At 36.3% G+C, this 12,138-nt stretch carries 13 protein-coding genes; 9 read left to right on the top strand and 4 right to left on the bottom strand.

The window, feature by feature from the left end:
• Window positions 1-111: 111 nt before the first annotated feature.
• Window positions 112-633 (bottom strand): GNAT family N-acetyltransferase, encoded by a 522-nt coding sequence (locus ATZ35_RS16455; RefSeq protein WP_208928191.1) that lies wholly within the window; start codon window positions 631-633, stop codon window positions 112-114.
• A 39-nt stretch (window positions 634-672) separates the two neighbouring features.
• Window positions 673-1,500 carry an NUDIX domain-containing protein gene (locus ATZ35_RS16450; RefSeq protein WP_208930521.1) on the bottom strand — a complete coding sequence of 276 codons (828 nt, stop codon included), beginning with the start codon at window positions 1,498-1,500 and terminating at the stop codon, window positions 673-675.
• 195 nt (window positions 1,501-1,695) lie between these two features.
• On the opposite strand from ATZ35_RS16450, the gene ATZ35_RS16445 reads away from it, so the two are divergent.
• From ATZ35_RS16445 to ATZ35_RS16420, 6 genes are all read left to right on the top strand, one after another.
• A complete protein-coding gene (locus ATZ35_RS16445) occupies window positions 1,696-2,241 on the top strand; it encodes a biotin transporter BioY (RefSeq protein ID WP_208928190.1) in 546 nt (181 codons plus the stop codon).
• Between the two features lies 1 nt (window position 2,242).
• Window positions 2,243-2,557 (top strand): CHY zinc finger protein, encoded by a 315-nt coding sequence (locus tag ATZ35_RS16440; RefSeq protein ID WP_208928189.1) that lies wholly within the window; start codon window positions 2,243-2,245, stop codon window positions 2,555-2,557.
• A gap of 284 nt (window positions 2,558-2,841) precedes the next feature.
• Entirely contained in the window at window positions 2,842-4,287 is a 1,446-nt protein-coding gene (locus tag ATZ35_RS16435; RefSeq protein WP_208928188.1) for a PTS mannitol transporter subunit IIBC, read from the top strand.
• Between the two features lie 29 nt (window positions 4,288-4,316).
• Window positions 4,317-6,398 (top strand): BglG family transcription antiterminator, encoded by a 2,082-nt coding sequence (locus tag ATZ35_RS16430; protein WP_208928187.1) that lies wholly within the window; start codon window positions 4,317-4,319, stop codon window positions 6,396-6,398.
• 1 nt (window position 6,399) lies between these two features.
• Complete coding sequence (locus ATZ35_RS16425; RefSeq protein WP_208928186.1) at window positions 6,400-6,834, top strand: PTS mannitol transporter subunit IIA; 435 nt, start codon at window positions 6,400-6,402, stop codon at window positions 6,832-6,834.
• Window positions 6,831-7,982: a mannitol-1-phosphate 5-dehydrogenase gene (locus tag ATZ35_RS16420; protein ID WP_208928185.1), complete on the top strand. Its 1,152-nt coding sequence runs from the start codon at window positions 6,831-6,833 to the stop codon at window positions 7,980-7,982. The genes ATZ35_RS16425 and ATZ35_RS16420 overlap by 4 nt, the downstream gene beginning before the upstream one ends.
• Before the next feature lie 56 nt (window positions 7,983-8,038).
• Here the strand turns inward: ATZ35_RS16420 and ATZ35_RS16415 are convergent, their stop codons facing one another.
• Window positions 8,039-9,226 (bottom strand): toxic anion resistance protein, encoded by a 1,188-nt coding sequence (locus ATZ35_RS16415; protein WP_208928184.1) that lies wholly within the window; start codon window positions 9,224-9,226, stop codon window positions 8,039-8,041.
• Between the two features lie 198 nt (window positions 9,227-9,424).
• Window positions 9,425-10,090 (bottom strand): 5-bromo-4-chloroindolyl phosphate hydrolysis family protein, encoded by a 666-nt coding sequence (locus tag ATZ35_RS16410; RefSeq protein ID WP_208928183.1) that lies wholly within the window; start codon window positions 10,088-10,090, stop codon window positions 9,425-9,427.
• 274 nt (window positions 10,091-10,364) lie between these two features.
• Between ATZ35_RS16410 and ATZ35_RS16405 the strand changes: the two genes are divergently transcribed.
• The 3 genes from ATZ35_RS16405 to macP all read left to right on the top strand — a co-directional run bounded on the left by ATZ35_RS16405 (window position 10,365) and on the right by macP (window position 12,134).
• Window positions 10,365-11,057 (top strand): hypothetical protein, encoded by a 693-nt coding sequence (locus tag ATZ35_RS16405; protein WP_208928182.1) that lies wholly within the window; start codon window positions 10,365-10,367, stop codon window positions 11,055-11,057.
• A 199-nt stretch (window positions 11,058-11,256) separates the two neighbouring features.
• Window positions 11,257-11,841 (top strand): NUDIX domain-containing protein, encoded by a 585-nt coding sequence (locus tag ATZ35_RS16400; protein ID WP_208928181.1) that lies wholly within the window; start codon window positions 11,257-11,259, stop codon window positions 11,839-11,841.
• Complete coding sequence (gene macP, locus ATZ35_RS16395; RefSeq protein ID WP_208928180.1) at window positions 11,838-12,134, top strand: cell wall synthase accessory phosphoprotein MacP; 297 nt, start codon at window positions 11,838-11,840, stop codon at window positions 12,132-12,134. The genes ATZ35_RS16400 and macP overlap by 4 nt, the downstream gene beginning before the upstream one ends.
• Window positions 12,135-12,138 lie beyond the last annotated feature (4 nt).

The following is a 12,138-nucleotide window of genomic DNA, read 5'->3' as shown; positions in this document are numbered from 1 at the left end:
TGCACTACGTCTGTTAGGATGACGTTCACTAGATAGAAAAGAAGAAAGTAAGGCACGAATTAAGCCTAAAACAAACGATTGAATTGTTTGTTTTAGGCTTTTTAGTTTATTTTAAGTCAATACCAATTGATAAGCGAATCGTTCGCCATCAGCTACAGGCAGTAAAATGTCACCGCAATAAGTGAAACCGGCTTTTTGAATCAATTGTTGCATTGTTTTATTTTCTGGGTGAGTATCAATTCGAATATCAAGACAACCATTCAATCTAGATGTCGTAATCAATAGATTCATTAAAAGCAATGCTAATCCTTTTCCTTGATAGGTAGGAGCAAGAGCGACTCTGTGAATCGCTGAATAATTTCCAGGAGTCTGTTGCCATTGTCCATTTTTTATTTGTTCATATGGCGGTTCAGGACTGGTTGAAAGGATGCCCAGACCAGCAATTTGTTGATCGACGATCAAGACATAACACTGTTGTAAAACAATATCTTGTTTCAACTGTTCTTCATTAGGACCTTCACCATTTTGCCATTGAGGAATATTTTTATCATGGAGCATTTGTCTCGCAGCAGCAATAATTTCCATGATGTTAACTAGATCAGTTGCTTCAGCTTTTCTTAAATAAACGACCATTTCATCCGCCTTTCTTCACCGTAACTATGTGAGGAGCTATTATTTTTTATCGGAGTTTTCAGGTTTTAGCTGATAAATTTTTGAAGGGCGACCAATACCTACCGGACGTTCTCCAATTTCTTCAAAATGATGAAGCATGGCTTTTTTAAAGTTTGAGTGGTCGATTGTTTTATAATCAATACCAGAAAATTTTGCAAATACTTTGCGAGCTTCTGTGATCGTAAAATCTTTCCCTAAAACTTGCAATACCTGAGGATCATGTTCCATTTTATTCGCCACTCGATTGAAAGCTTTCAGAATAATTTCACTGTGGTCGAAAGCTAAAGTATCTTTCCCAGTTGAAGCACCTGTCTGTAAATCCAAAATGATTTCTACATCACCATTGGTAAGAGCCAGTGTGTTTTCTTTCCGCTCCATTGTAAACCAACGGACTTCTTTAGCATCATCTCCTGCAATCAATGGTTCTTCACCAATAAAAGCGAGATAACTAACTGTTACGACCCAGCCGCGAGGATCTCGATCAGGCCGGCTGAAACTATGTAGTTGTTCGATGTTTTCTTTAGAAATAACCACGCCAGTTTCTTCTTTCGTCTCCCGTAAAACACTTTCTCCAGTTGATTCATTTCTATTGACGAATCCGCCAGGTAAGGCCCAAGAATTTCTATAAGGATGTCCTTTTCTTTTAATCAGCAGTATTTTAAGTTGATCTTCTTCTTTGTTATAGCACATTAAAACAATATCTACAGTCAGAGAAGGCTTTTCATATTCAGGAAGTTCTTGTTGGTGATACCATTTTAAAAACTCAGTTTCGCTGGCTTCTTGTTCATAATATTGCTTTTCCGCTTCCTTTGAACTAAAGTGTGTCAAGTTGCTCATCCTCTCTACATCCGATAAAAGTACTTTGTACTTTATTGTATCATTATCAACAAGAAAAACAACTAAAGACTGATAACACTTGAAATAAATTCTCTTGGTTAACCAGTTTAATTAAAAGGTTGACATTGGTGCTTTTAAATAGTATTTTAGAGAGACAAAATATTATTTTACGTTTGGAGAGAACAAATGAAAACAAAAGATATTACGAGAATTGCTATTATGATCAGCATTATTATTGTTTTAGGCTTTTTCCCACCGATACCGCTTGGTTTATTACCGGTACCGATTGTGATTCAAAATGCTGGCTTTATGTTAAGTGGATTGCTACTCGGTAAGAAAAATGGAACGATTGCAACTTTACTGTTTTTACTACTTGTTGCGATTGGTTTTCCTATATTAGCTGGAGGAAGAGGGGGAATCGCCGTTTTTCTCGGTATCACAGCAGGTTACCTTTTTGCCTATCCATTTGCGACTTTTTTGATAGGCTGGGCTAGTGAAAGGGTCAATCCTTATAATCAAAATATTTTCTGGGGATTTGGAATTACCTTCCTTTTTGGTGCATTATTTATTGATTTTTGTGGAGCAGTCGGGATGAGTATTTTATCTGATATGAGTTTGTCTAAAAGTTTGATGGCAAACCTAGCGTTTATTCCTGGAGATACGATTAAAGCATTTTTGACTGTTTTTATAGCACAAAGAATATCAAAATCGTTCGATCAAAGGAGAAACTAGTATGGTGAAACTATATGGGGCGACGATCGATCATGAAGGACGGTGTGTTCATTATAGTTCACCAGTCGATGTAGTGGCGAATAAATGTTATTCTTGTAAAAAGTATTACGCTTGTTTTCAGTGCCATGATGAGCTGGAAGATCATCTTTTTTCTGCTTGGCCAGTTTCAAATGAAAAAATCGTTCTTTGTGGTTCATGCCGCACTGAATTAAGTGCAATGGAATATAAAACAAATACTAAATGTGTAAATTGTGGGCATTTATTTAACCCAAACTGCGCATTGCATAGTCATATTTATTTTAGTGAACAGGAATAACATGTTAAAAAGATAATTCGAATTTAAGGAGTCAATCAAAACGTATATTTCGTTTTGGTCGACTTTTTTTGTTGTCCCTAAAAGGTTTGGACTCATTTCATTTGATAAGTGAAACCTATTGTTCAATTTTTGTCCAAAGACCTTGGACAAAACTGAATTTTCATCTTCTTGAATCATCTTTAGTGAGCGTTTACAATGTAAAAGACAACGAAGGGTTGTCTGAGAAGATCTGCGCAGATCGATGACTCAACATTTTTCTTGTTATAAGAAGAAGGAGGAAAAAAATGGAACAAACACAAGGTAATTTAAAAGTGAAAGTTCAACAATTTGGCAGTTTTCTTAGTGGAATGATCATGCCCAATATCGGGGCATTTATTGCTTGGGGAATCTTGACCGCTTTATTTATTCCAACAGGTTGGTTTCCAAATGAACAATTAAATGAAATAACAGGTCCGACGATTACTTATTTATTGCCGATCTTGATAGGTTTTACAGGTGGGCGCTTGGTTTATGATATTCGCGGTGGAGTAGTTGGTGCAATGGTTACAATGGGCGTGATTACAGGTGCAGAGATTCCTATGTTCTTAGGAGCGATGATCGTAGGTCCTACTGGTGCATATTGTATTAAAAAATTTGATGAACTTGTCGATGGGAAAATCAAACCAGGGTTTGAAATGCTGGTCAATAACTTTTCATCAGGGATTTTATCCTCCATTTTAGCCATTATTGCATTTTTGATTGTTGGTCCTGCAGTTGAAGCATTGAATAATTTTTTGGCAACTGGAGTGGGTTTCTTGGTTGAAAACTCATTGTTGCCATTAGCAAGTATTTTCGTTGAGCCAGCTAAAGTGCTCTTTTTAAATAATGCCATCAATCATGGTGTAATCAGTCCAATTGCTATTGAACAAGCAGCCGAAACAGGGCGCTCAGTGTTATTTTTATTAGAATCAAATCCTGGACCAGGATTAGGTATTTTATTAGCCTATACAATCTTTGGTCGGGGCAGCGCTAAACAAACGGCACCTGGCGCGATTATTATTCATTTTTTAGGTGGTATTCATGAAATTTATTTTCCGTATATTTTGATGAAACCTGTTTTGATTCTTTCAGCAATCGGTGGTGGAATGGCAGGTGTCATGACGTTTTCATTATTTAATGCTGGATTAGTAGCTCCAGCTTCACCTGGTAGCATCTTTGCAATTTTAGCAATGACACCTCGTGATGGTTATGTGGGCGTATTAGCAGGAATCATAGTGGCGACCATCGTCTCATTTGCGATTTCTGCCGTTGTCTTGAAAACATCAAAAGCAACGGACACTACGATTGAAGATGCTTCTGAAAAAGCCAGTGCTTTAAAAGGGCGTAAGACAATAGTGCCAGAAGTTCAAAGTAGCTTTTCGTCTGCTGAAAAATTCAGTGATACTGTTGAAACTCTTGCGCATACGGAAAAAATTATTTTTGCTTGTGATGCAGGCATGGGGTCAAGTGCGATGGGCGCGTCTGTTTTACGAAACAAAGTGAAAAAAGCTGGGTTATCAATCGAGGTGATTAACTCTGCTATCGCACAATTACCTGAAGATGCGGATATTGTTGTAACCCATAAGGACTTAACTTCGCGAGCAAAGGAAAAATTACCTAAGGCGTACCATGTGTCTGTTGATAATTTCTTAAGCAATGATCGCTATGATGAATTAGTTGAAAAATTATTAGTTGTTAAAACATCTGTTTAACAACTAAAAGAGTTAGAGAGGAGAATTCCATGTATCTTTCAGCACGAGCTCGACTAATCATGGAACAGCTGTTAACAAGTAATCGTCCTGTTTCAATCAATGAACTAGCAGAAGATCTAAGTGTTAGTCACCGAACTATTCGACGTGATTTAAAGGAAGTCGAAAGTACGCTGACTTCTTATCAACTTACGTTAGCAAAAGAGCATGGAATTTTATCCTTAGTAGGCCTTGATTCTGATAAACAGCGCTTCCGTTGGCAATTGATGGATTTATCTTATAACGATTATAGTCCAGAAGAACGCCAACAGAAAATTCTTAAAGTTCTTCTAAAAGAAGAGTCAGTAAAATTAGCCGGACTAGCCAATGATTTAAGTGTCACAATTTCAACAATTAGTAATGATCTGACTAAAATAGAAGAACGATTACCGAATACAGTCAAAATTGAAAGAAGAAGAGGATTTGGTGTCTCTCTAAAAGCAAATGAAGTGCAAAAAAGACAGTTGATGAGCGAGCTTTTTGGGCAGCAATTTCCAGATTATCGTTTACTAAAATTTTTCCAAGAAAAATCTCGAGATCATACCACAAATGAATGGGTGGAAGATCGTCTACTCGATTTAGTTAGTGAAACGCTATTAAAAAAAGTGGAGCGCAGTGTTAAAAGCTGGCGCAATAACAATCTAGAAGGAATCAATGATGAAGCCTATGCGAATTTGATTGTGCATATTTCAATTTCAGTTGAACGAATGATCGCAGGTAATTTTATCCAACCCAATGTCACAGGTGAAAAAATGACACAATACCTCGAGTTTACAGTAGCGAAAAACATGCTGGCTGATATTTTGGATATGGAACCAGAATTCGTACCAGATGGTGAAGCGGCCTATGTTACAACGCATCTGAGAGGGGTTAAAAGCACTGAAAGTACAATATATTTCTTAGAAAATGAAGAACTGGAAGTCATGATGTTCGTCAAAAAATTAATTGCAAATGTTGAAACAGAATTGGGTCAAAAATTACCGAAAGAGCTTTTAACAAAAGGATTAATCGCTCATTTACGCCCAACACTAAGACGATTAAAACAAGGTATGCGTATTTACAATCCCTTGATTCAATCAATCAAGCAAGATTATGAAGCTTTGTTTAAAGTAGTCAGACGAGCATTTGATCAAGTCTATCAAGACAAGACAGTACCAGATGAAGAAATCGGGTATTTAGTATTACATTTTGGGGCAGTCTTGTTGCAATTAGAGAGTGAAAATAGTTTTTCTGGGTTGGTTGTGTGCGCTAGTGGTATTGGCACTTCTAGGATGCTTGTTACCCGATTACGGCAACGAATTCCTCAATTAAAAAAATTAGAAACAGTCTCTTTATTTGAGTTAGGGAAAAGGAAAGCTGAAGGTAAATACAATGTCATTATTTCTACAATTGATCTAGGTCAAGTGGATTTTGATTATTTTTTAGTGTCACCTATTTTGACGGAAAGAGAACTTTCGCAAATCAGTGTTTTCTTGAAAAGTTTACACAGTGGCTATCATAAAAAAATTGCCGAAGAAGAGCAAGCAGTGCAGCTAACCTTGCTGGAAGCCACTCATTTTTTAGAACAGCAGCAAATGTTCACGTCAATCGTTTTAGCCATTTTAAAAAACTTTAACTATTCTAAGTTAAATGAAAACGTAGGGACAATGGAAGATACGATTCGAGTTATTTGTACGCAATTGTTAGAAAAAGCGCCAGGATTAGACGTGGAGTCATTAGTCAGTACTTTTTTACATGATGGAAATTGGAAAGCTTTTGGCATTCCAGATACAAAAATTGGACTGTTCCACGCTCGCAATGAATCAATCAAAGAGCCATTTTTTCAATTGTTTTCATTAGAGCAGCCTATTCTCATTGAAACAATGGATCATACAAAAATGCCCGTTGATCGAATCGCTTTACTTTTAGTTCCTGAGAAATTTTCGCAAGAAGGCTTAGAAGTGATCAGCTATATCAGCACTTTATTTGTAGATAATCAACAAATGATCCAACTTTTGGAACATGGAGCGAACGAAGAGATCACGTCTTATTTTGTTCAAAAACTATTATCTTATTTAGAAATGAGGAAAAAATAATATGATTACATTGAAAAAAGATGATATAGTATTGCAACAACATTTTTCAAATAAAAAAGAAGCTATCCGAGCAGCAGGGAAACAATTATCGAATCAGGGGTATGTATCGGCTGATTATATTGAAAAGATGATTGAACGTGATTGTCTAACAACCACTTATATCGGCAATATGGTAGCGATTCCTCATGGAACAGACGATTCAAAATCGTTGATCAAGCAATCTGGGATCGTTGTTTTACAAGTGCCAGAAGGGGTGGATTTTGATGGAAATCAAGTACGATTGATTATTGGAATCGCAGGATTAGGTGATGAACACTTAGCGCTTTTATCTAGTATTGCATTAGTTTGTGCCGAGATGGAAAACGTACATCAGTTGATTGCTGCTGAGTCCAAAGAAGAAATTATCGATTTGTTTAAAGAAGAGGTGATCGCATGACAAAATTAGCTGTTCATTTTGGTGCTGGTAATATTGGGCGAGGATTTATTGGCTGGTTATTGGTTCAAGCAGGCTATAAACTGGTATTTGCTGATGTGAATGAAGCAATTGTAGCTCAAATCAAGGAGCAAGGAGAATATGAGGTTATTTTGGCGAATGAGGAACAAGAGCAATTTACTGTTCAAGGAATCAAGGCCGTTAATAGTATAACTGAAACTGAAGCGTTAGCGACTTATATTAGCAAAGCTGAGATAATAACAACTGCGGTCGGGCCAACAATTTTACCAAAATTGGCAGAAATCATTGCTAAAGGGATTGAGCTAAGAAAAAATGAGCAACACTATTTGACTGTGATTGCTTGTGAAAATATGATCGGGGGCTCTGAAATTCTTCAATCAGCCGTGTTGCCACTAGTATCTACTGAGGCTAAAGAATATGCGAATGAATTTGTTGCGTTTCCTAATTCTGCGGTGGATCGAATCGTACCTAACCAACACCATAAAAATCCTTTAACTGTAACGGTAGAGCCATTTTATGAATGGGTAGTAGAAGCACCTATGAATAAACATAATGCACCAAAAATCGCCGGATTAAACTATGTGCCAGATCTAACGCCTTATATTGAGCGGAAACTATTTACCGTTAATACAGGTCATGCTGTGACAGCTTACTTTGGGCATATGCGAAATATAGAATCAATTGAAGATGCGATCCATAATGAAAAAGTGCTCTTTATCGTACGTAGTGCCTTGGAGGAGACGGGGGCATTATTAGAAAAAAAATTTCAATTTTCCCACCAAGAACATCAAGCGTATATCGATAAAATTATTGAACGTTTCAAAAATCCGTACGTTTCAGATTATGTCACTCGCGTCGGCCGCTCGCCAATTAGGAAAATTGGTGAAAATGATCGGTTTATTCAACCAGCGAGACAATTTGTGGAAGCCTTTAATGAAACACCAAAAGCGTTGGCGATTGCGATTGCGGCAGCAATGAAATTTGAAGAGCCAACAGATGCCGAAGCATGCGCACTACAAGAGGCGATTAAAGAGCAGGGATTGGATCAAGCGATTGAACAGTACACTGGATTAAAACCATATACAAAATTATTTGAAAAAATTCGCACATCTTATCATGAATTAGTTTAAAACATAAGCGTGAGACAAAACTTATTTTTAGTTTTGCCTCACGCTTATGCTTATCGTTATTGAGTTAATTCTAATAATTTACTCTTCAAATCTTCTTCCATATGGCCTAATTCAATTTCAGCTGCACGGCGTTTTTCTTTACCTTCTTGCTGAATTCTTAGGGTTTCTTGAATTGTTTCAACTAAATCATTTTGTGTTTTTTGTAATGTATCAATGTCAACGATACCACGTTCATTTTCTTTAGCGGTTTCGATTGCAGAGATTTTAAGCATTTCAGAATTTTTCTTCAATAGGTCATTGGTTGTTTCAGAAACTTGGCGTTGTGCTGTAACAGCATCTTTTTGTCGTAAGAGTGTTAGAGCAATGACCACTTGGTTTTTCCACAGTGGGATGGCAGTATTGATTGACGCTTGGATTTTTTCTGCCAATGCTTGGTTTGTATTTTGGATCAAACGAATTTGTGGTGCTTGTTGGATCGTGATTTGACGTGCCAAACGTAAGTCATGTGTTCGTTTATCTAAACGATCTAAAAATTGAGTATAGTCATTCGCGATTTGAACATCCATCTGATCACCAGAGGCTTCAGCCTTTTTCATGGCTTCGGGAATGATGGTGGTTTGTAATTCTTCCATCTTCAATTCTCCAGCCGCAATATAAATATTCAACGCATCAAAATAGTCTTTATTTTTATTATATAGTTGATCCAACATTAAGTTGTCTTTTAAAAGACCATTTTTTTCATGATCTAACTTGATTGAAATTTTATCGATTTGAGCACCGATTTTTTGATATTTTGCAGTGATTTCAAAAACAGATTGTTTTACTTTCCCAAGCATTTTTGAAAAGAAATTTCCTTCGCCAGCTCTAAGCTGATCAGGGTTTGCTTCGCTTAAACGATACATCAAATCAGTCAATGAATCACCGACAGGTCCGATATCTTGTGCTTGTACATGGTTTAACATTGATTGTGAAAATTCACTTAGCTTTGTTTGTGCAGCTGATCCATACGTGATAACTGCTTGCGAATCTTGAACATCGATTTTTGAAGCAAGCTCTCTTGCTTGAGCTTGTCTATCAGCAGGTAGTTTATCAACTAAACGTTCAGCAACTTGTTGATCTTGCAATGCAGAAATTTCACTTTGTTGCGTCGTGGTCAACGAATCAACAGGTGTTGAAAAGGGATTATTTAATAAATCATCCAGCGTATCATTCACTGGTGTTACATCTTTTTGGTCATTTTCCATTTTTGGTCCTCCTAATTTTAAAAGCGTAGCTAGATAACATGCGGTAACAACGTTCCGCTTCGTTTCACCTTGTGCTTTTCAAGATCTTAATAACAAAAGAAAGCAACGTTCCTTTCAGTCACCTTGTACCATTCAACATCAACTCAGTTCTTCGTTGTGTTTCTTGGCATGTTTCAAAGCAAAAGCGAAACAAAACGATTATTCCTGATTATTGTTACTTTCATTATCTCTTTTTAAGCTATTTTTAGCAACAGAAATCTCAACATCTAAGTCTTCTAAATCCTCTGCTACAAACTGTTCATAGTCCTTTTTGATCAATTTAGAGACTTGATCGATGATTTGTGCACTTTCCTCTAACTTTTCATAAGTTTGTTTATTTTTGATCTCATGATCATCGATTTCCAAGTATTTGCTTGTTAAATCAACTAAGTTAGGTAGGTGAGTGTAAAGAAAGTGATTCGCTAAATGCAATTTTTTTGGTTCTTTCACTAATTCTTTAAACAATGCTTTTGAAACTCTTAATGTATCATTACGCAAGTCTATCGCTCTTAATTTAGTAGAGGCATTCATATTCTCTTGTAGCCGAACGATTTGTTTCTTGGTAATGTTCATTGTATCACGGAAAAAATCGATTTCCTGATCGGTCATTCCTAAACTGGCATAATGCTCTTCTTTAGTTTTCGTAAGGTTAGGCAGTGGATCTTCTGTTTTTCCAGACTTTTTCTTTGATCCGACAAAAAATAAAATCAATAGGATCAAAAGAGCCACAGCAATAACTGGTGTATGGATACCAGTGACAAGGCGCAAAATTAAACCTACTAAAAATAAACCTGCAATTATTTTGAACATGTTTCTATTTCTCATTTAAATTCCCTCCAATCATTCATTCCATCGAAAGTGGTTAACCTTCGCTACATAAGTTATTTTAGCACATTCTGATATAGAAAGAATATCAGTCCAAAGGTTGATTTTGATATTTAGAGAAAATGTAAGAAATGGCAAGGCAAAATCGTGTTTTTTCCTACCCTAGATGTAGAATGAACTAAATTGTTCACAAAAAAGTCAAAAGAAAAAAGAGAAAAAATTAAAAACGTGAGGTATAATGGAAGGTAACGATCTGGATAAAAGGAGAAACATTGTGAAGAAAATAAAAATCATAACAATACTGTTGGTTGGCTTATTGGTCACGGGCTGTTCTGGACGTAAAGTTGAAGAAGAAGATTTCGATGCTTATCGGGATCAAACTAGTTCTAGTGTTGAGGAATCAAGTTCATATAGTGACGATGAAGTTTTCTATGAACCACGTGATAAAACAAAAACAAGCGATACTGTTGATGAGAATAAAACAGCCACTGAAACAACCCAAGATTCGTCAAAAGAGGCGAAGGGCAAGATAGAGGTAGTCAAAACTAAAAATGGCAATTTTAAAATAGAATTGACGGATGGTTGGCAAACGGTTGAGGCAAAAGAGTTAAGTGATAATGCCGATGTTAGTTTGAAAAATGCGGTAAATGAAGAATATTATATGGTATTAAGTGAAGCTAAAAAGGATTTTGAGAACTTTGATGCTTTCAAGAGTTCCGTGGATCTATCTGATTTAGGTGAGATCAAAGATGAAAAAAAAGAAGAGATCAAATACCATGAACTAAAAGGTGAACGTCGCAAGTTTACTGCTAGTAAAGATGGTGTCGAGGTTTATTATATCTATGATTTAATGGAAGGGAAAGATCATTATTTACAATGTATCAGTTGGACATTAGATAGTAAGAAAAGTGATAATGAATCTGATTTAATTAAAATCATGAACTCTCTAGCCGAATTAGAAAAATAATAAAATGATTGAAGATCAAGATCTTTAGAGAGCGATAAAACTAGATTCTTAGTTTTATTCCTCTCTATTTTTATTAAATTGCTTAAATAAACTCAAAAAACACCTCGATAGAGTCTGTAAAGGATTCACAAAAAGACCGATAAGTGATAAAATTTCAAAATTAGGGTATGATATATCCGTAGAAAGATTGGTGAACTGCATGATGAACTTTGAAGAGTTTGAAGAAAAGACGATTTCTAGAAAAGAAATATTTAAAGGTAAGATCATTGACGTTGTTTTAGACGAAGTCCGCTTACCAAATGGAGAAACTGGTACTCGTGAATTGGTTTTCCATCCAGGAGCGGTTGCGGTCATTCCGATTACAGCCGATCATAAAATGATCATGGTCAAACAATTTAGAAAACCGATGGAAAAAATTCTTTTAGAGATTCCTGCTGGGAAAATCGATCCTGGTGAACATGATCATCCCAAAGAAACAGCAGAGCGAGAATTAGAAGAAGAGACTGGCTATCGGGCTAATAAATTTACCTTTGTAACGTCGATGTACGTTTCGCCTGGGTTCGCTGATGAACTCCTTCATATTTATTATGCAGAAGACTTAGAAAAAGTGCCTAATCCTCGTCCTCAAGATGAGGATGAAGTTTTAGAATTATATACACTAACATTGGATGAAGCAAAAGCAGAAATCGCCAGTGGCTTGATTTGCGATGCAAAAACGATATTTGCTGTACAATATTGGGAACTGCAGCAAATGAAAGAGCTGCTGAAGGAGGATAAACGATGAGTAAAGGTCCGCTGGTCACTCGGACAGAATTACGGAGACGAAAAGAAGAAGAAGAAAAGGCCGCACAACGAATATTTGAGCAAGAACAAAAAGAAGCGGATAAAGAGTACCGTAAAAAGGAAAAAGAAATCTCGAGTTTCTACCGAAAAGAACACAAGAAGCAAAAAGAAATAACCAAATCACGCTCAAATGAGCAAACAAAAATTCGCGAACGCAGCAGTACGCTGACCAAAGCAATTATTGTTGTAGCGATTTTGTTGGCTATAGTAATATTTATAGTATTGAATTTATAGAGAA

The organism is Enterococcus rotai (assembly GCF_001465345.1).
In the GTDB taxonomy this organism is placed as follows: domain Bacteria; phylum Bacillota; class Bacilli; order Lactobacillales; family Enterococcaceae; genus Enterococcus_L; species Enterococcus_L rotai.
This window is presented reverse-complemented; position numbering and strand designations above follow the sequence as displayed.

What these genes read in the sequence shown, in the direction of transcription:
- ATZ35_RS16440 (WP_208928189.1), top strand. Translation starts at nt 2,243, where the DNA reads ATGGTGAAACTATATGGGGCGACGATCGATCATGAAGGACGGTGTGTT.
- ATZ35_RS16415 (WP_208928184.1), bottom strand. Translation starts at nt 9,226, where the DNA reads ATGGAAAATGACCAAAAAGATGTAACACCAGTGAATGATACGCTGGAT.
- ATZ35_RS16425 (WP_208928186.1), top strand. Translation starts at nt 6,400, where the DNA reads ATGATTACATTGAAAAAAGATGATATAGTATTGCAACAACATTTTTCA.
- ATZ35_RS16445 (WP_208928190.1), top strand. Translation starts at nt 1,696, where the DNA reads ATGAAAACAAAAGATATTACGAGAATTGCTATTATGATCAGCATTATT.
- macP (WP_208928180.1), top strand. Translation starts at nt 11,838, where the DNA reads ATGAGTAAAGGTCCGCTGGTCACTCGGACAGAATTACGGAGACGAAAA.
- ATZ35_RS16435 (WP_208928188.1), top strand. Translation starts at nt 2,842, where the DNA reads ATGGAACAAACACAAGGTAATTTAAAAGTGAAAGTTCAACAATTTGGC.
- ATZ35_RS16430 (WP_208928187.1), top strand. Translation starts at nt 4,317, where the DNA reads ATGTATCTTTCAGCACGAGCTCGACTAATCATGGAACAGCTGTTAACA.
- ATZ35_RS16420 (WP_208928185.1), top strand. Translation starts at nt 6,831, where the DNA reads ATGACAAAATTAGCTGTTCATTTTGGTGCTGGTAATATTGGGCGAGGA.
- ATZ35_RS16455 (WP_208928191.1), bottom strand. Translation starts at nt 633, where the DNA reads ATGGTCGTTTATTTAAGAAAAGCTGAAGCAACTGATCTAGTTAACATC.
- ATZ35_RS16410 (WP_208928183.1), bottom strand. Translation starts at nt 10,090, where the DNA reads ATGAGAAATAGAAACATGTTCAAAATAATTGCAGGTTTATTTTTAGTA.
- ATZ35_RS16400 (WP_208928181.1), top strand. Translation starts at nt 11,257, where the DNA reads ATGATGAACTTTGAAGAGTTTGAAGAAAAGACGATTTCTAGAAAAGAA.